The organism is Arthrobacter globiformis (genome assembly GCF_030818015.1).
In the GTDB taxonomy this organism is placed as follows: domain Bacteria; phylum Actinomycetota; class Actinomycetes; order Actinomycetales; family Micrococcaceae; genus Arthrobacter; species Arthrobacter globiformis_C.
On sequence record NZ_JAUSZX010000001.1, the window covers coordinates 172,158 to 188,473 of the forward strand.

At 66.2% G+C, this 16,316-nt stretch carries 18 protein-coding genes; 8 read left to right on the forward strand and 10 right to left on the reverse strand.

All coding sequences use genetic code 11. From position 1 onward, the window contains the following. The first annotated feature begins 38 nt into the window (after window positions 1-38). Window positions 39-2,447: a heavy metal translocating P-type ATPase gene (locus tag QFZ23_RS00830; RefSeq protein WP_306920079.1), complete on the forward strand. Its 2,409-nt coding sequence runs from the start codon at window positions 39-41 to the stop codon at window positions 2,445-2,447. 84 nt (window positions 2,448-2,531) lie between these two features. On the opposite strand, the gene QFZ23_RS00835 is transcribed toward QFZ23_RS00830, so the two are convergent. After that, window positions 2,532-2,804: a DUF2277 domain-containing protein gene (locus tag QFZ23_RS00835; protein ID WP_306920080.1), complete on the reverse strand. Its 273-nt coding sequence runs from the start codon at window positions 2,802-2,804 to the stop codon at window positions 2,532-2,534. A 214-nt stretch (window positions 2,805-3,018) separates the two neighbouring features. Between QFZ23_RS00835 and QFZ23_RS00840 the strand changes: the two genes are divergently transcribed. Then, on the forward strand, window positions 3,019-3,285 hold the full coding sequence (locus QFZ23_RS00840; protein WP_306920081.1) for a hypothetical protein: 267 nt from the start codon (window positions 3,019-3,021) through the stop codon (window positions 3,283-3,285). A gap of 108 nt (window positions 3,286-3,393) precedes the next feature. On the opposite strand, the gene QFZ23_RS00845 is transcribed toward QFZ23_RS00840, so the two are convergent. After that, window positions 3,394-4,425: an EamA family transporter gene (locus QFZ23_RS00845; protein WP_306926592.1), complete on the reverse strand. Its 1,032-nt coding sequence runs from the start codon at window positions 4,423-4,425 to the stop codon at window positions 3,394-3,396. Window positions 4,426-4,556: 131 nt separating this feature from the next. On the opposite strand from QFZ23_RS00845, the gene QFZ23_RS00850 reads away from it, so the two are divergent. Next, window positions 4,557-5,102 (forward strand): CGNR zinc finger domain-containing protein, encoded by a 546-nt coding sequence (locus QFZ23_RS00850; protein WP_306920082.1) that lies wholly within the window; start codon window positions 4,557-4,559, stop codon window positions 5,100-5,102. A gap of 70 nt (window positions 5,103-5,172) precedes the next feature. Here QFZ23_RS00850 and QFZ23_RS00855 read toward each other — a convergent pair whose 3' ends face one another. The 3 genes from QFZ23_RS00855 to QFZ23_RS00865 all read right to left on the reverse strand — a co-directional run bounded on the left by QFZ23_RS00855 (window position 5,173) and on the right by QFZ23_RS00865 (window position 7,692). Continuing rightward, entirely contained in the window at window positions 5,173-5,583 is a 411-nt protein-coding gene (locus QFZ23_RS00855) for a hypothetical protein (protein ID WP_306920083.1), read from the reverse strand. A 114-nt stretch (window positions 5,584-5,697) separates the two neighbouring features. After that, a complete protein-coding gene (locus QFZ23_RS00860; RefSeq protein ID WP_306920084.1) occupies window positions 5,698-6,291 on the reverse strand; it encodes a hypothetical protein in 594 nt (197 codons plus the stop codon). 48 nt (window positions 6,292-6,339) lie between these two features. Then, window positions 6,340-7,692 (reverse strand): MATE family efflux transporter, encoded by a 1,353-nt coding sequence (locus tag QFZ23_RS00865; protein ID WP_306920085.1) that lies wholly within the window; start codon window positions 7,690-7,692, stop codon window positions 6,340-6,342. A 158-nt stretch (window positions 7,693-7,850) separates the two neighbouring features. On the opposite strand from QFZ23_RS00865, the gene QFZ23_RS00870 reads away from it, so the two are divergent. Beyond that, complete coding sequence (locus QFZ23_RS00870; RefSeq protein ID WP_306920086.1) at window positions 7,851-8,285, forward strand: DoxX family protein; 435 nt, start codon at window positions 7,851-7,853, stop codon at window positions 8,283-8,285. Between the two features lie 159 nt (window positions 8,286-8,444). Here the strand turns inward: QFZ23_RS00870 and aztD are convergent, their stop codons facing one another. Continuing rightward, entirely contained in the window at window positions 8,445-9,752 is a 1,308-nt protein-coding gene (gene aztD / locus QFZ23_RS00875) for a zinc metallochaperone AztD (RefSeq protein ID WP_306920087.1), read from the reverse strand. 226 nt (window positions 9,753-9,978) lie between these two features. Between aztD and QFZ23_RS00880 the strand changes: the two genes are divergently transcribed. Beyond that, window positions 9,979-10,953 (forward strand): acyl-CoA thioesterase, encoded by a 975-nt coding sequence (locus tag QFZ23_RS00880; RefSeq protein WP_306920088.1) that lies wholly within the window; start codon window positions 9,979-9,981, stop codon window positions 10,951-10,953. 82 nt (window positions 10,954-11,035) lie between these two features. Here QFZ23_RS00880 and dnaB read toward each other — a convergent pair whose 3' ends face one another. Further along, window positions 11,036-12,421 carry a replicative DNA helicase gene (dnaB, locus tag QFZ23_RS00885; RefSeq protein WP_003800110.1) on the reverse strand — a complete coding sequence of 462 codons (1,386 nt, stop codon included), beginning with the start codon at window positions 12,419-12,421 and terminating at the stop codon, window positions 11,036-11,038. 707 nt (window positions 12,422-13,128) lie between these two features. On the opposite strand from dnaB, the gene QFZ23_RS00890 reads away from it, so the two are divergent. Together QFZ23_RS00890 and QFZ23_RS00895 are read left to right on the forward strand one after the other, a co-directional pair. After that, complete coding sequence (locus QFZ23_RS00890) at window positions 13,129-13,608, forward strand: hypothetical protein (protein ID WP_306920089.1); 480 nt, start codon at window positions 13,129-13,131, stop codon at window positions 13,606-13,608. Window positions 13,609-13,610: 2 nt separating this feature from the next. Then, window positions 13,611-14,177: a hypothetical protein gene (locus QFZ23_RS00895; protein ID WP_306920090.1), complete on the forward strand. Its 567-nt coding sequence runs from the start codon at window positions 13,611-13,613 to the stop codon at window positions 14,175-14,177. A gap of 24 nt (window positions 14,178-14,201) precedes the next feature. Here the strand turns inward: QFZ23_RS00895 and QFZ23_RS00900 are convergent, their stop codons facing one another. After that, entirely contained in the window at window positions 14,202-14,549 is a 348-nt protein-coding gene (locus QFZ23_RS00900; RefSeq protein ID WP_306920091.1) for a TFIIB-type zinc ribbon-containing protein, read from the reverse strand. A gap of 37 nt (window positions 14,550-14,586) precedes the next feature. Beyond that, window positions 14,587-15,213 carry an FMN reductase gene (locus QFZ23_RS00905; protein WP_306920092.1) on the reverse strand — a complete coding sequence of 209 codons (627 nt, stop codon included), beginning with the start codon at window positions 15,211-15,213 and terminating at the stop codon, window positions 14,587-14,589. Between the two features lie 108 nt (window positions 15,214-15,321). Here QFZ23_RS00905 and QFZ23_RS00910 point away from each other — a divergent pair, with 108 nt between their 5' ends. Further along, window positions 15,322-15,696, forward strand: a complete 375-nt coding sequence (locus tag QFZ23_RS00910; RefSeq protein WP_373427832.1) for a DUF1801 domain-containing protein — start codon at window positions 15,322-15,324, stop codon at window positions 15,694-15,696. Window positions 15,697-15,863: 167 nt separating this feature from the next. Here the strand turns inward: QFZ23_RS00910 and rplI are convergent, their stop codons facing one another. Continuing rightward, window positions 15,864-16,316: a 50S ribosomal protein L9 gene (gene rplI, locus QFZ23_RS00915; protein ID WP_011693939.1), complete on the reverse strand. Its 453-nt coding sequence runs from the start codon at window positions 16,314-16,316 to the stop codon at window positions 15,864-15,866.

Sequence of the window (16,316 nt, forward strand, 5' to 3'; positions counted from 1 at the left end):
CCGAGCACCACCAAAGCACCATCACAGAAGGACCAGTCATGCGCACCGAACACCTTCCCGCAGGCTCCGCCCGCCGGATGATCGAACTCGACGTCGAGGGTATGACCTGCGCGTCTTGCGTGAACAGGGTGGAAAAAAAGCTCGCCAAGCTCGACGGCGTCCAGGCCACGGTCAACCTGCCTCTGGAAACAGCCCACGTAACAGTCCCGGCAGGCATTACCGACCAGCAGGTCACAGACCAGGTAGCCGCAGCCGGCTACAAGGCAAGAGTCAGGCCAGCCCAACACCCGACGACGCAAGCAACCGACGCCGGTGCCGGCATGCGGAAGCGTGCGTCTAAGCGAGGAACGAGCGAGCACGCGGAGCATGGCGGACCGGCGGAGGACCAAGACCACATGGCCCACGGCAGCAAGGCATCCGAACTGAAACCGCGTCTGCTCGTCGCGGCAGTCCTCGCCGTGCCGGTGTTCCTGATCTCGATGTTCCCCGCCTTCCAGTTCCCCAACTGGGGCTGGGTGGTGGGCGCCTTGGCGCTGCCGGTGGTCAGCTGGGCTGCGTGGCCGTTCCACAGGGCGGCCGCCATCAACGCCCGCCACTTCGCCTCCACCATGGACACTCTGGTATCGCTCGGTGTCATCGCCGCCTACCTGTTTTCCGCCTGGCAGCTCCTCGCCAGCCCCCGCCTGACCGAGCACCCCGGCATGGAACAGATGGGCGGTGCGGGTTCCGGCGGCCTGTACTTCGAGGTGGCCAGCGTGGTCACCACGTTCCTCCTGCTGGGCCGGTTCCTGGAGGCGAACGCCAAGTCGAAGGCCGGGGACGCCCTGCGCGCCCTCCTGGACCTGGGGGCCAAGGACGCCACCGTCCTGCAAAACGGCACCGAGGTAAAGATCCCGGCCAGCCGGCTGGCGGTCGGGGACCTGATCGTGGTCCGCCCCGGTGAGAAGATCGCTACCGACGGAGTGGTGGTGGACGGCGTCTCGGCAGTGGACGCCTCGCTGGTCACTGGCGAATCGGTTCCCGTGGACGTCGGTCCGGGCAGCCTTGTCACCGGTGCCACCATCAATACATCCGGCCGGGTGCTGGTCCGGGCCACGCGCGTCGGCGCCGAAACCACCCTGGCCCAGATGGGGCGGCTCGTTTCGCAGGCGCAGACCGGCAAGGCGCCGATCGCCCGGCTTGCTGACCGGATCAGCGCGGCATTCGTGCCGGTGGTCCTGGCCATCGCTGTCCTCACGTTCGCCGGCTGGCTGCTTGCCGCCGGGCCGGACATCACGGGGCCGGAGCTTCGCGCGGCCTTCACGGCTGCGGTGGCGGTGCTGGTCATCGCGTGCCCCTGCGCCCTTGGCCTGGCTACCCCCGTGGGTCTCCTGACCGGCACGGGTCGCGGTGCCCAACTGGGCATCCTCATCAAGGGTCCGCAGGTCCTGGAGGACACCCGCATGGTGGACACCATTCTGCTGGACAAGACCGGAACCGTCACCAGCGGCCAGCTGTCCGTGGTCGCAACCGCGGCGTTCGCCCCGTTCAGCGAGGCGGAAGTCCTGCGGCTCGCGGGTGCGGTCGAGTCGGCGTCGGAGCATCCGATCGCCGCCGCGATCGCTGCGGCCGCAAGGTCAGCTGTGCCCGCTGCGGGCCGGCGGTCGTACACGAGCCATAGCGGCAGTGAAGCGAACGACGGCGCGGACCTACCCGCCGTCGTCGGCTTCCATTCCGCGCCGGGCGGCGGAGTGGTGGGAACCGTTGAAGGCCGGCTCGTGGTTGCCGGGCGCAGCGGTTGGCTCCGGGACAACGGCGTTGAGCCCACCCCGGCGCAGGATCAGGCGCTCCGCGCCGCTGAAGAGTCCGGCGCCACGGCAATCTGGGTGACAGTGGACGGCGAGGCTGCCGGCATCATCGAGCTGCGGGACACGGTCAAGGCGGGATCGAAGGCAGCTGTCGCACGTCTCAAGGCCCTGGGCCTGCGGCCGATGCTGCTCACGGGCGACAACGCCGCGGTCGCGGCCCAGGTGGCTGCCGCCGTCGGAATCGACGCGGACGATGTCTTCGCCGGTGTGCTGCCCGAAGGCAAGGTGGAAGCCGTCCGGCGACTGCAGGCCGGCGGCGCGACGGTGGCCATGGCAGGTGACGGCGTGAACGACGCCGCGGCCCTGGCACAGGCCGACCTCGGCATCGCAATGGGCTCCGGCACGGACGTGGCGATCGAGGCCGCTGACCTGACCGTAATGGGCAACGACCTCGGGCACGTGGCCACCGCAATCGAGCTGTCCCGAGGCACGCTGGCCACCATCAAGACCAACCTGTTCTGGGCCTTCTTCTACAACGCGGTGGGCATTCCGGTAGCGGCCCTCGGCCTGCTCAATCCCATGGTGGCCGGCGTGGCCATGGCGGCGAGCTCGGTGCTGGTGGTGGCCAACTCGCTCAGGCTGCGCCGCTTCGGCAGGTAGTACCCAACTATGTAGCAGCTGGGGGCGTTCCCAGCTGGGAAAGCCCACTGCTGCTGCTCACTTGGGCCGGCAGGTACCCGGACCCTAGGCCGTCCCGAAGCGGACGGCCGCCCGTGCCTTCGCCTTGGCCGCTTCCTCGTCGCGGTCCTTGGCGGGAGCGTGCGTCACAAGGGACTCGAGCAGGTGCTGGGTCACGTGTGCTATCTCGTGCACGGCGTGCTCGAACGCCTCCTCGTTGGCCTTGGAGGGCTTGGTGCTGCCGCTGATTTTTCGCACGTACTGCAACGCCGCGGCGTGTATCTCCTCCGACGTGGCATGCGGTTCGTAATTGTGGAGGGTACGGATATTCCGGCACATACCATCATGCTAGGCTCTGGAACGCCGAGGATCGACCCTTCCGGGCCCGCTGCGGGCAGGGCATGTGCCCCATGGGCAGGACTGCATGGGGAGCGCTGCCCATCGACACTCCTTTGAACCGGAGGATAGTTTTTAGGCAATGGATCTTCCGGACGAGCCGGAGGCCGCTGGGGATGCCGACTGGATCGGGTCCGTTGATTAAAGGAGATATCTAATGGCTTTTTGGGGTGCAGACACTCAGCAGCTGAAGAACCTGGGCAACAAGCTGCAGGCTGGTTCGAATGAAATCGAGAAGCAGAAGTCGCTGCTGACCAAGGTGCTCGAGGGCACCGACTGGAAGGGCCCGGACGCTGACAAGTTCCGCAGCGAGTGGAATGGCCAGCACGCAGCAGCCCTTGCCAAGGTGGCGCAGGCTCTGGACGAGGCCGGCAAGCAGGCCAGCCGCAACGCTTCCCAGCAGGAGGAAGCTTCCCGCGGCTAGACCGGCAATGCACCGGAGGGCCGGACGCACCATGCGTCCGGCCCTCCGGCATTTAAGCGGTCCGTCACTTAAAGACCGGTCGTCGCTGCAGACTTAGTCGCTGCAGACTTAGGGGACGGGTTCGACGTCGTTCGCGTGGTTGAGCGGCTCGGTCACCGCTGCCTGGGCCCCCGGTTTGGCTCCTCGGAGCTCATCCAGCCGGACGCACAGCACCCCGCCGACGATCAGCACTCCGCCCGCGAGCTGAATGGCACCAGGCAGTTCGCCAAGCAGCAGCCAGGCCCAGATCACGGCAAACAGTACCTCGGTCAGGGACACGAACGAGGCCACCTTGGTGCCGAGTGCGCGTGCAGCCATGATCCCGGAGACGTAAGCCAGGACAGTCGCCAGCACCACCAGACCGCCCAGCGGAACCCACCACGGCGTGGTCCATGGACCGAGCCTGGTGTCGGCCGTGCTCATGACCATGGGCAGGAGGCCGGTGGCTGCCGCCAACCACGTGACAGCGGCGCCCACCAAGAGCCCGCCCGATGCGAGGACGATGGGCGGCAGGGTGTCGTTCTCCTTGGCCGTGAGGAAGAAATAGATAGCAAGGCAGACAGCCGCGGCAAGGCCCCAGAGCACACCGACGGCGTCGACCTTCACAGCACCGGTGAGATCCAGGACGAGGACCAGACCGCCCAAGGACAGCAGCGTCCCTGCGACGGTGAGGGGGCGCGGCCGCTTCCGGCTGACAACCCAGAGCCACAGCACAATCAATACGGGGCCGAGGTATTCGAGCAGCAGTGCCACGCCAACGGACAGCCGGGCCACGGCGTTGAAGTAGAAGAGCTGGCAGCCTGCGACGCCGATCAGGCCAAACAGCACAATGGTCAGCCAGTTCGACCGCAGCTGGTGCCATCGGCCCCGGAGCGCCGGAACCGCGGGGATTGCGAGGATGAGCGCGGCACCCGTCAGCCGGGCGGTGACGGCAGCCCCGGGCGTCCAGCCGGTTTCCAGCAGTGCCTTGGCGAAGGAGCCGGAGAGCCCGAAGATCGCGGAGGAAAAAAGGGCGACACCCAGTCCTGACGCAAGGAAGCCGGAGGCTTTGGCCGTGGCAGCCCGTGCGGGAGCGGCAGCCTGAGTAGGGGCCGGAGCCACCGCCGAAGCGCGAGCCGCGGAAGTTAGCGCCGTTTCGGCGCGGTTGTTCGATGCGGGCACGGATGCCTCCCGTCAGGAGTAAAGTGGGGTATTGGTCCTGACACTACGCCCCCGCATTGTAAGGAGTCAAGATGGTCTTTGCCCCTGACACGGAACTCGCGCTGCGCTTCGTGGTGAAGCTCATCAACTCGGCCGCGAACGGCGAGGAAAAGCTGGCCACAGTGGAAGATCTGGACGAGTTCCTGCGGCAGGAGGGCTTTACCGGTTCCCGCACCCACGACGCCGCCGAACTGTCCAGCATCCACGCACTGCGGACGGAACTGGCAACGCTGTGGACAGCGGATGAGGATACGGCCGTGGCTGGCGTCAATCGGCTCCTGCGCGAGGCCCAAGCACTCCCCCAGCTCCTCAAGCACGACCAGTGGGACTGGCACCTGCACGCCACCACGCACGATGCGCCGCTGGCGGACAGGATGGGCACCGAAGCAGCCATGGCGCTGGTGGACGTGATCCGCAGCAAGGAGATGGACCGCATGCTCGTGTGCGCGGCCGATGACTGCGACGCGGCGGTGCTCGACCTCAGCCGGAACCGGTCCAAGCGATACTGCGACACCGGAAACTGCGCCAACCGCGCGCATGTGGCGGCGTACCGGGCGCGCCGCGCCAGCGGAGAGTAATCAGCGCCAGCGGAGAGTAGTCAGCGCGGGCAGAGAGCAAGCCGCGCCGGCGGCGACTGGCTGTCGGGCGTTAGGAGGCTCCGGCGTCGGGCCCGGAGTCACCCGTTCCGGCCGAACCCGCAGCGCCCGGGGCATCGGGGCGGCGCTGAGTTCCCTCGCTTTGGGTACCCTGGGTCCCATGGCCTCCGTGTCCCTGCGAGGGCTTCCGGGCCGAGCTCAGGTTCACGCCGGAGCCTTTGCCCAGGTGGGCGGCGTTGTCCTTGTAGCTCATGGACAGCATCGCGGCGATGACGAGGGTGACGATGAAGGCGATGCCGGCGGCGGTGAAGGCCAGGTCGAACCGCGGCGACCGGGCGCTGCCGCCGGAAGCAAAAATCAGCACTGCGAAGAATGCCACCACGGCCCAGAAGGCGGAGAACATCAGGGGTCCCTTCACCGAGGTCCGCAGATTGCGCGGTTCTCCTGGTTTCTGGTGTGCCAAGGTGATTCCTCCCGTGCGGGCGGCGCGATGCGGCCTGCCCGCTGTGATGTGTGCTGGTCCTGAAGGGGTACTGGTTGTCGAAGGCTGTTCTACAACGAGTAGAAGCCCTGGGTACTAGTTTACGGCCTTTGGCGTGTCCGCCCGCGCATCGTGCCGGAGCGAGAGGCCCGCCAGGATCCAGAGCACGCCCGAGATAATGGCACCGCCGCCGGCAACCCCCAGCAGCGCATGCGGGCCAAGGCCCACAAAGAACGGCAGGGTGCCGGCCGTGCCCAGCCCGATGATTCCGGAGGCCAACCAGTCACGGGCCAGGACATGCCGTCCTCGGAACCTGATGCCCAGATACAGTTCCGCTGCCGACGCCACGGCCAGCCCCAAAGCGCCAATCACGGCGAACACCAGGCTGCCCTGCAGGAACAGCAGCGCCACGCCGGCACCGGTCAGGGCCGCTCCCGCGGCGGACAGCATGCGGCCGGCAGGCGCGTCCCGGCGGAAACCGGTCGGCGGAATGCCCCACAGCAGGATCAGGCCGGTGGCCAGCAGATACACTCCGCCCGCCAGTGACATTCCGGTCACGGAAGGAGCCGCCCAGAACACGGTTACGGCACCGAAGACCAGTGCGGCGGCGGCCCGCAGCAGGGCGGGTTTCCACAGCTCCGCCGAGGGGGCAGGCACGTCGGATTCGGCAGGGTTAGCAGGGGAAGTCACCGCTCCAGTTTAGTGCGCCAGCCTGCTCCCGCGAATCCAGGCCGCGAGCTATGAGCCGAGCACCATCCAGCGGTCTGTCCTGGCCCGCAGCCCGAGCGTCAGGGCGCGGGCGCACATGTAGCCCAGCGAAAAGGCCACCCACACCCAAACCAGCGCCGCCGCGCCGTCGGACCCGGCCAGCGGCACCGCCAGCAGCAGCGGAAGGTACACCGCAAGATTAACGACGCCGGCAATCGCCAGATACTTCGCGTCGCCCGCCCCGATCAGCACCCCGTCGAGGACGAACACGTACCCCGCGAGGGGCTGGCCCGCGGCCAGTACCCACAGCGCCGCGGTCAGCACCGACTGGACGCCGGCGTCGGGTGTGAAGAGGGCCCCGGCGAACGGGGCCGCCAGGGCGAGCAGCACGCCGGTGGCCACACCGAAGCCGGCGCCCCAGCGGATCATGGTCCGGGTTAGGATCCGGGCTTTGCCGGGGTTGGAGGCCCCCAGTTCCTTGCCGATCAGCGCCTGCGCAGCGATGGCCAGGGCGTCCAGTGCGAAGGCAAGGAAGGTGAAGACCGTCATGGCCAACTGGTGGGCAGCCAGGTTCACGGCACCCTGGGCCGTGACCACGAGCACGGTGGCAAGGATGGCGGTGCGCAGGCTGAGGGTCCGCAGCATGAGCCAGGAACCCACCTTTGTCATGGCCCGGATCCCGTGCCAGTCGGGCAGCAGGCTGACGCCATGGTGACGGGCGTTGCGCTGCACCATCACCAGATACACCGCAGCCATGGCCCACTGCGCGATGCTCGTTCCCACTGCAGACCCGACAACAGACAGCCCGAGTCCGTAAACCAGCACCAGGTTCAGCACGATGTTCAGCGAGAATCCCGCCGTGGCCACCACCAATGGCGTCCGGGTGTCCTGCAGCCCCCTCAGCACACCCGTGCCGGCAAAGATCAGCAGCATCGCGACCAGCCCGGGCATGGACCAGCGCAGATAGTCCACGGCGAAGGTGCGGATCTCCGGGCTCGGTCCCATGAGCCCGATCAGCGGCTCCGCGGCAAGGAATCCTGCCAGCGCCAGCGCGGTCCCGAGCAGCAGGGCCAGCCAGACGCCGTCGCGCCCGGCGGCCAGCGCCCTGCCCAGCTGGCGGTCCCCCACCGCCCGCGCCACGGCGGGGGTGGTGGAGTAGGCCAGGAAAACCATCAGCCCCACCGCGGTATGCAGCACCGCCGAGGCCAGTCCGACGCCGGCCAGCTGGGCAACGCCCAGGTGCCCCACGATGGCCGAATCGGCAAGCAGAAAGAGCGGTTCGGCGATCAGCGCGCCAAAGGCGGGAACGGCAAGCCGGAGGATTTCACGGCCGTGGCTCTCGGGTTTTGGGGTGGACACGGCGGCGGAAGGCGAGTGGGGCACGGGTTTAGCCTAGCTGCCGCAAAAAAGATAACCGTGACACATTAGTTGACACTTCAACAAAATTTCGGGAGAGTGGAAGGGAAGCTTCACCCGACGCGCTCCGGACCGCGTGCCCAAAAGAGACAAACCCCCAATCGATCCGAACGGTGAGAATCTCCATGAACCAGTCCACCCAGACCACCACAGCCCTGACGATCCTGCGAGTGATCGCGGGATTCCTCTTCGCCGCGCACGGCTGGCAGAAGTTCAACGAATTCACCATCGCCGGCACGCAGGCATCCTTCGCCAAGATGGGGGTTCCGGCCGCTGAAATCGCCGCCCCGCTCGTCGCCACCCTGGAACTGGTGGGCGGCATCGCCCTCATCCTCGGCGTGCTGACCCGCGTTTTCGCCGCGCTGCTCGCACTGGACATGCTCGGCGCCCTCTTCCTGGTCCACGCCTCGGCCGGAGTTTTCGTGGCCACCGGCGGCTACGAGCTGGTTCTCCTGCTTGCAGCCGGAGCAGCGGCCATCGCCCTTGCCGGAGCCGGCCGCCTCTCAGCGGATGCAGCCCTGTTCGGCCGCAATGATTCAAAGCTCAAGGTCCTCGCGTAACATCCCGGATTTGCAGCGCCGCTCCAAAACGGTGACTGTCCAGGAAACAACGACGGCGGCTGCTCGCCTGGCGCTTCGGTGCCCGGTGGGCGGCCGCCGTTGTTTCGATGTTTTCCGTAGTTTCGGCCGGTTGTTGTGATTCAGCCGATGGCTGTTACCTCAGCCGGTGACGCCCGTCAGTTCATCCGGCGCATGGGCCAACGTTGCGGTGCGGACGGTCTTCCCCGTCTTCAGGTCGACGGCGTGGAGTTTCCGCGCGGCCGGCTCGGTTACGTAGGCCGTGGAGCCCTGGACGTACAGGGTGGGCCGCGGGTCCTGCCACGCCTCGGGCTCCTGCCAGGCCGGCACGACGGGGACCGTGGACACGGTGGCGCCGGTCAGCGGATTGAGAACATGCAGTGCGCCATCGGTGCCTAGAACCAGCGCCTCCCCGGCCGGCCCGCGCCCCAGCGACCGGAAGGAGTAGCTGGTCCCGAGTTCCACCAGCTTCAGGGCCTTGGTGCCAGTGTTCACCAGTGAAATCCTGGTGGGCCGCTCCAGCACTGCATCCTTGTCCACCTTGTAGTCCCCCAGCACCACAGGCGACGCCGGCGAGCCCGCCTGGTTGCCCATCCTGCCATAGGCGTCAGGGCTGGAGACCTTGGCGAACTTGCCGTCCTCGAACACCAGCATCCCATCCTCACATCCGAAAATCACGGTGTTTTCGCCGGCCACCGCCTCACCGTGGACACCCGGGCAGTTCTGGCTCCGCAGGATCTCCTTGCGGTCCTGGCCCGCGGCCTGCCCCAGGAGAGCCACGGCGTTGCGGGCATCCTCGTCTCCCACTGTCACCAGCAGCCTGCCGTCATCCAGTTCCACAGCCACGCCGTGGTGGGCCTCGGGCGCGGTGTAGGTGGACGTTTGCGGAAGACCGTCATCCGCCAGCGCTCCGAGGGCGGCCGATTCAAAAGACTCCACCTTGCCGGACCCGTCACTGAACAGGACGGTCCTCCCGGCGTGCCGCACCACGTGGCCCGGCTTGCTCGCCTCGAATGCGTGATCCGTCAGCGTGGGCTCGGCGGCATAGGAATGGCCATGGTCGCCATGCTGCTCGGTCCAGATGCCGGCATCGAGCACGCGGAACGACTCACCCGCCGCCACCAGGACGTGGCGGCCGTCCCCGGCAGGGCTGATGCGGTTGTAGCCGTCCACCGCAACGTCCCCCACGGGCTCAAGGGTGGCCGCGTCCAGCACTCCGATGCCGCCAGCGTACGTGTAGACCAGGCGCGGCTCAGGTGCGCGAAGCTCGGTAGGTTGTGCGGTCTTTGCGTGCAGCGAAGGGCCGGCGGAACGTTCGGCGGAACTTTGCGCCGGGCCGGCAGCGCAGCCTGACAGCAGCAGCGCAGCTCCGCAGGCGGCGGCCACCTGCGCGACTAGCGGCGCTGCGAGGGGCCTTTTGAAAGCGACCGTGAGCGGCTTTGTGGACAACCTTGCACATGGGTCCTCTGAGCGGCCGCGGCGGCGGGTGGTGGTCGGGGCAGGAAGAGTAGATCGTCTCATCAGCATGACACTAATGATAATCATTATCTTTAGTGTCTCCGCCACTGCGCCTCTTGCATGACGCGGGATGCAGGGCCTGCGCCTTATGGCGTCGATGGGCACGTTTGTGAAGGCCGGGATCTGCCCCAAGGACAGGTGTCAGTAAACTGCGGTCATGAGCGAGACTGCCGCCAACTCAGTAACCCTCCGCTTCCTTGCCGCCCCCATGGACGTGGGCCACAGCGGATCCGTTGACGCCGGAACAGTGCTCGAGTGGGTGGACAAGGCGGCCTATGCGGCGGCCGTAGGCTGGGCCAAGTCCTACTGCGTCACCGCCTACGTGGGGAACATCCACTTTGCAGACCCGGTGAACATAGGCGACATGGTTGAGGTCACGGCCACGATCGTCTACACCGGCCGCTCCTCCATGCATATCCGAACGGTGGTTTCCTCCGGGGACCCCAAGGGCGGTCCGGCCACCATGCGCAGCCAGTGCATGGTGATCTTTGTGGCGGTTGGCGAGGATGGGAAACCCGTCCCGGTAAAGCAGTTCGAGCCGGTAACGGCGGAGGAACTGGAACAGCGGGACCACGCCCTGGCACGCATCGCGATCCGCGAGCAGATCGTCGAAGCCATGAGCGCGCAGGAATATACCGATGCCGGCACCGCCGAGCGCGTCGTCCTGCGGTTCATGGCGGCGCCTACCGACGTGAACTGGGGCGGAAAAGTCCATGGCGGCATCGTCATGAAATGGATCGATGAGGCCGCATATGTCTGCGCCTCGCGCTACTGCGGCCGGGACACGGTAGCTGTCTTCTCCGGCGGCGTGCGCTTCTACCGGCCGCTGCTGATCGGCCACGTGGTGGAGGTGGAGGCCCGGCTGGTCTACACGGGCACCAAGGGCATGCACATAGCCGTACATGTCCGCTCCGGGGACCCCAAGGGCCGTGAACTGAACCTGACCACCTACTGCCTCACCGTCATGGTCGCCCGCGACGCCGAAGGCACCTCGGTCCCCATCCCGGCATGGACCCCCGTGTCCGAGGAGGATAAGCGGCTCCACGCCCATGCGCGGGAGCTCCTGGAAATCAGGGCAGCGGCCCCGGGGAACAGGCTCCCCAACCACCTGCTGCAGTCGCAACCGCACTAACACCGGCGGCCTGCGCTGTTCCGCACGGAAGCTTCACCTTGGAAACTGTTCCAGCGGAACACCGGGCCGGAACCACCGCAGCCTAGAAGCCGCCTCCTCCTCCGGCATCCCCCGCCATGTTGGCGAACCGCGAGTAGTGGCCCTGGAACGCAACCACGATGTCCTTGGTGGGGCCGTTACGATGTTTCGCCACGAGGATGTCTGCCTCACCGGCACGCGGGGACTCCTTGTCGTAGACGTCCTCGCGGTGCAGCAGGATCACCATGTCGGCGTCCTGCTCGATGGACCCCGATTCACGCAGGTCCGAGACCATGGGGCGCTTGTCCTGGCGTTGCTCGGAACCACGGTTTAGCTGCGACAGCGCGATGACGGGGACCTGGAGTTCCTTGGCGAGCAGCTTCAGCGCACGGGAGAACTCGGAGACTTCCTGCTGGCGGGACTCCACCTTCTTGCCCGAACTCATGAGCTGCAGGTAGTCAAGGATCACGAGTTTAAGGTCGTGCTGCTGCTTGAGGCGGCGGCATTTGGCCCGGATCTCCATAAGGGACATGTTGGGGCTGTCGTCAATGAACAGCGGGGCATCATTCATTCGCCCCATGGTGGTGGCGATCTTGGACCACTGCTCATCCTTGATGGTGCCCTTGCGAAGGTCCTGCAGGCCGATGGTGGCCTCGGCCGACAGAAGACGCATGGCGATCTCGTTGCGCCCCATTTCCAGGGAGAACATCACCGTGCTCAGGTTGTTCTTAATGGCGGCCGAGCGGGCAAAGTCCAGCGCGAAGGTGGACTTACCCACGGCAGGCCGGGCGGCAATGACGATCATCTGGCCCGGATGCAGCCCGTGCGTCAGCTCGTCCAGTTCGTAGAAGCCGGTGGGAACGCCCACCATGCCTTCGCCGCGGTGGCCGGAGGCCTCGATCTCATCCACCGTGGACTCCATGACGTCCTTCAGGACGACGTAGTCTTCCGCTGTGCGGCGTTCGGCAACCGCGTAGACCTCCGCCTGGGCCTGGTTGACCAGGTCTTCCACCTCGCCGTCCTGCCCGTACCCGAGCTGCACGATCTTGGTGCCGGCATTGACCAGCCGCCGGAGCACGGCGCGCTCGGCCACGATCTCGGCGTAGTAGCCCGCGTTCGCGGCTGTGGGTACCGTCTGAATGAGCTCATGGAGGTACGCCGGTCCGCCGATCCGGTTGATCTCGCCGCGTTTGGTCAGCTCATCGGACACCGTGACGGCATCCGCGGGTTCTCCGCGGCCATAGAGGTCGATGACGGCCTCGTAGATGGTTTCGTGGGCAGGACGGTAGAAGTCCTGCCCGCGCAGGATCTCAACCACGTCCGCAATGGCGTCCTTGGAGAGCATCATGCCGCCCAGTACGGACTGTTCGGCGGGGATGTCCTGGGGAGGTTTACGGCTGCCTTCGGATTCGCGGGTACCTTCGATTGAGTCCAGGTGCGTAACTGACAAAGCTGCCGTCCTCCATTGTGTCCGCAGTCCGTGCAGGAGGACTGCGGCGCGTGTGCCGTGTGCCGGGGGTGGGCCGCGCAGCAAACATCTGCTGCCCGGGCTAATGCAACTACACCAGCAGGCCCTGACATTTTCGGTCGGGGCCGTTGAACCCCGGCGACACCTCATCCACAGGTTTTCCACAGGGCAGCACGAATCGCCCGGAGTCCGGCTGTCCGCCGGCTCCGGTCTTCAGGCCGGAAGGGAAAACTCACCCGAATGGGGTGTCTCCGATACGTTAGCGTCCGACTGGCCACTCACAAAGCCCGCAGTTTCGCACCTCTGTGGATAACGTGTGCACAAGATACTGCTGCTTGTGCACAGCCTGTGGGGGAAGCTGTGGATAGAAATTTTCTTTTCGGCATATATGCGGTCTGACGTGCGGAAACGTTGAGATTTTCCTGTGGACAAATTTAAATCTTGCGCCAACCTTCATCCACAGCCTTAACCGTCTACTGGGGATACCGGCCGGTAAGTCCGCTCCAGGAGGGCGTTTTCGCAACCTACATTCCCACTTTGTGATACGGGTCACCGGGATATGTCCGAGCTGTCCCGGCATGCATGCCGCCTGCACGAATCTTCCCGTCAAGGGTCATCACCGCAGGCCCGCACTATACGCAGCCGGGCATATGCTGTGGATAACGCGGATCTGGCGTTAAGCTCTAGGTATGGGCGACGTTCTGACAGTCTTGGTTCCTGCCCTTGTCCTCGCCGCAGCCCTCTGGGCTCTCGCTACGGCACTGAAGCCGCGTGATGGGGGCATGTCCGACGCGGACCGCTACCAGCTGGATCTGGCTCGGCGTTCCCAAGCCCACTACGCAGCCCAAGTTCAGGCGGCCATGGCGGCAAGGGCACGCCTGGAGGCGGCAACCCTGCCAAGCCAGAACCGGCAGCAGGAGATCCAGCAGCATGACCATCGTCCGACGCCGCCACCGGGCAATCCTGGTCACGATCCCGGCCACCATCCTGGCTACCCGTACGGCTCTGACCCTGCGGCACTTGCGCCCGGGACCATGCTGAACCCACAGCCGGCGCTGCAGCTGCAGACATTGGTGCGCAACGGGCAGAAGCTCCAGGCCATACGGCTTTTGCGCCAGGCCACCCATGCCAACCTTTTGACCGCCAAGCAATATGTAGATCGGCTGTAACCATGGAATCGCTCCTGATCCCCTTCCTGATCCTCGTGGCCGTGGCTGTCGCTGTGGCCCTCGCGGCACGTGCGTTGAGCCGCCGCCGGCGCACGGTTCGGGAGCCGGCCAAACCACCGGCGGAGTCCACAGAGCTGGCAAGGGAAGCCGCAGCCAAGCTGTCCGAGGAAGAACACAGGCGGCTGTATGCGCTCATCGCACAAGGCCAGGCCATGGCGGCCATCAAGCTGTACTACGAGGTGTCAGGACAGGGCTTGCGCGCATCGCGGGACGCAGTGGCCGCGCTGGCAGCCCACCCGCAGCCTTTCCGCTCACCGGCCCAGGAACCCAGCGAACCCGAAGACGACGACGAGCCACCTCAGCGGTTCCCGTACCGGTACCGGGCCATTGCCAGCAAAGGCGATGTCACCCGGGAGGTCAGCAGCAACATGCTCAATGACGAAATCTATGGCCGCATCCGCACGCTGGCCAAGAGCGGCAACATCGAAGCAGCCGCCACCGCGCTGACCCGGCACTCGGACATCACCATGAAGCAGGCGCGCGAATTCATCGCCCTGCTCGACGACTAACCGCGGCCGGGTGGCCGCAGCCAGCTAGAAGTCGAACAGGTCCCCCAGCCAGCCTTCTTTCTTCTTGTGGCGGCGGCGGTCATTGTCGCGGTCGTATCCCTTGCCGTAGCTACGGTCGTCGTAGCGCGGCTGGTCACGCCGCGGTTCGGAGTTGCGGTACAGCGGCGGAGGAACCATGCCGGGCGCGGGTGACGCGGGAGCAGGGCGAATGGGCGCCGGAGGTGCCGCCGGCGCCCCGGCGTTGACCCGGTCGATGATCTTGTCCAGTTCGCCGCGGTCCAGCCACACACCCCGGCACTGCGGACAGTAGTCGATTTCCACACCGCTGCGTTCGCTCATGACCAGGTCTGAAGAATCAATGGGACATTTCATGCCCGGCACAACGAGCGGGTGCTGCGATTAGTTCGCGTTACTGCCCGCGTGAGATTCCGGCCAGCAGCTGTTCAAAGGGCAGCGACTCCAGCAGGGCCGGCTTGCGGCCCGGCTGGTCCCCTTCCAGGAGGCGGCTGAACTCTGCCGCCGCCCGTTCGATCCGCACCGAAAGCGGGGTCCCGCCGTCGTCGGCGTTTCCCCAGTCCTGGGGGCCGGCGAAGACAGCTGTGGCCGCGGTCCGCGTACGCAGGTAGCTGAACAGCGGGCGCATGGCGTGGTCGAGCACCATCTGGTGGCGGTCCGTTCCGCCGGTGGCCCCCAAGAGGGCCGCCTTGCCGTCCAGGGACTTGGGGTCCAGCACGTCAATGAACGACTTGAACAGCCCGCTGTAAGAGGCGCTGAACACCGGTGAGACCGCGATGATCCCGTCGGAGGCCTCGACGCCGGCGATCACCTCTGCCAGCCGGGGCGGAGCAAAACCCGTGACGAAGTTGTTGGCGATGTCCGCGGCCAGTTCACGGAGCTCCACGACCTCGGTGGTCACGTCGTAGCCGGCGGCCGTCAGCTCCCGTGTGGCGGCGGCCGCCAGCTGGTCGGCCAGCAGGCGGGTCGACGACGGCACTCCCAGGCCGGCGGACAGAACGGTTATGCGGCGGGTCTCCATGGCGGTCTCCTCTTGTTTGCTCGGTATATGCATTTGCATCTATTCGCTCAACCCGGGAGGACCGGCCTTTATTCCGCTGCCCACTAGACGGCCCAGTGCACTGCGTCCATGGCGGATAACAAGACACAGGTGACGGGGGTTTCGGCGGACGACTACATCGCGGCTCTGGAGCACCCGGTGCGCCGGCAGGACGGCGTGGGCCTTCGCGCCCTCCTGGCGGAGTTGACGGGCCAGGAGCCGGAAATGTGGGGTCCCACCATCGTCGGATTCGGCAGGGTGCACTATAAATACGCCACCGGGCGCGAAGGGGACACTGCAGCGGTGGGGTTTTCTCCCCGCAAAGCCAGCCTCTCGCTCTATGGCCTAACGAACGCACCGGAGTCGGCTGCGCTCCTGGCCGCCTGGGAAAGCACAAGACGGGCGCCAGCTGCCTCTACATCAACAAGCTGGCCGACGTCGATGAAGCCGTGCTGGCCGAGCTGATCAGCATAGGCTACCGCTACGGGACCACAATCCTGCACAGCAGGTAGGCGGCCGGACGAAAGCCGCCGGAACGACGAAGCCCCCGCCGTCGGCTTCCCGGAGGAATCCGACGGCGGGGGCCGTCAGCAGTTCAGGACTGCGGAGTGATCCGGCAAATGCCGGATCTACTACTTGCCTGCGACTACGTCGAGTTCGATCACAGCGGCAACGTCGTCGTGCAGACGGACGTTGGCCTGGTAGGAACCGACCGACTTGATGTGAGCCGGAAGTTCAACCTTGCGCTTGTCGATGCGGCCGAGGCCAGCGGCCTCAACAGCGTCGGCCACGTCGCCCTGCTTGACGGTGCCGAACAGGCGTCCGGTCTCGCCAGCCTTGACAACGAGCTTGACCGGCTTGGCGGAGAGTGCAGCAGCCTGCTTCTGAGCGTCTTCCAGGGAAGCGTGCTCGCGGGCAACGCGGGCAGCCTTGATGGACTCAACCTGCTTCTCGCCACCCTTGGACCAGGTCAGAGCGAAGCCGCGGGGCAGCAGGAAGTTACGTGCGTAACCGTCCTTGACCTCGACAACGTCGCCAGCAGCACCGAGACCGGTTACTTCGTGGGTCAGAATGAGCTTTGCCAT

Bases quoted from the DNA above. Each gene is read 5' to 3' on its own strand.
- QFZ23_RS00850 (WP_306920082.1), top strand. From the start codon at position 4,557: ATGGTCTTTGCCCCTGACACGGAACTCGCGCTGCGCTTCGTGGTGAAG.
- QFZ23_RS00870 (WP_306920086.1), top strand. From the start codon at position 7,851: ATGAACCAGTCCACCCAGACCACCACAGCCCTGACGATCCTGCGAGTG.
- QFZ23_RS00880 (WP_306920088.1), top strand. From the start codon at position 9,979: ATGAGCGAGACTGCCGCCAACTCAGTAACCCTCCGCTTCCTTGCCGCC.
- QFZ23_RS00895 (WP_306920090.1), top strand. From the start codon at position 13,611: ATGGAATCGCTCCTGATCCCCTTCCTGATCCTCGTGGCCGTGGCTGTC.
- QFZ23_RS00840 (WP_306920081.1), top strand. From the start codon at position 3,019: ATGGCTTTTTGGGGTGCAGACACTCAGCAGCTGAAGAACCTGGGCAAC.
- QFZ23_RS00900 (WP_306920091.1), bottom strand. From the start codon at position 14,549: ATGAAATGTCCCATTGATTCTTCAGACCTGGTCATGAGCGAACGCAGC.
- QFZ23_RS00830 (WP_306920079.1), top strand. From the start codon at position 39: ATGCGCACCGAACACCTTCCCGCAGGCTCCGCCCGCCGGATGATCGAA.
- QFZ23_RS00890 (WP_306920089.1), top strand. From the start codon at position 13,129: ATGGGCGACGTTCTGACAGTCTTGGTTCCTGCCCTTGTCCTCGCCGCA.
- rplI (WP_011693939.1), bottom strand. From the start codon at position 16,316: ATGGCAAAGCTCATTCTGACCCACGAAGTAACCGGTCTCGGTGCTGCT.
- QFZ23_RS00905 (WP_306920092.1), bottom strand. From the start codon at position 15,213: ATGGAGACCCGCCGCATAACCGTTCTGTCCGCCGGCCTGGGAGTGCCG.
- QFZ23_RS00910 (WP_373427832.1), top strand. From the start codon at position 15,322: ATGGCGGATAACAAGACACAGGTGACGGGGGTTTCGGCGGACGACTAC.
- QFZ23_RS00835 (WP_306920080.1), bottom strand. From the start codon at position 2,804: ATGTGCCGGAATATCCGTACCCTCCACAATTACGAACCGCATGCCACG.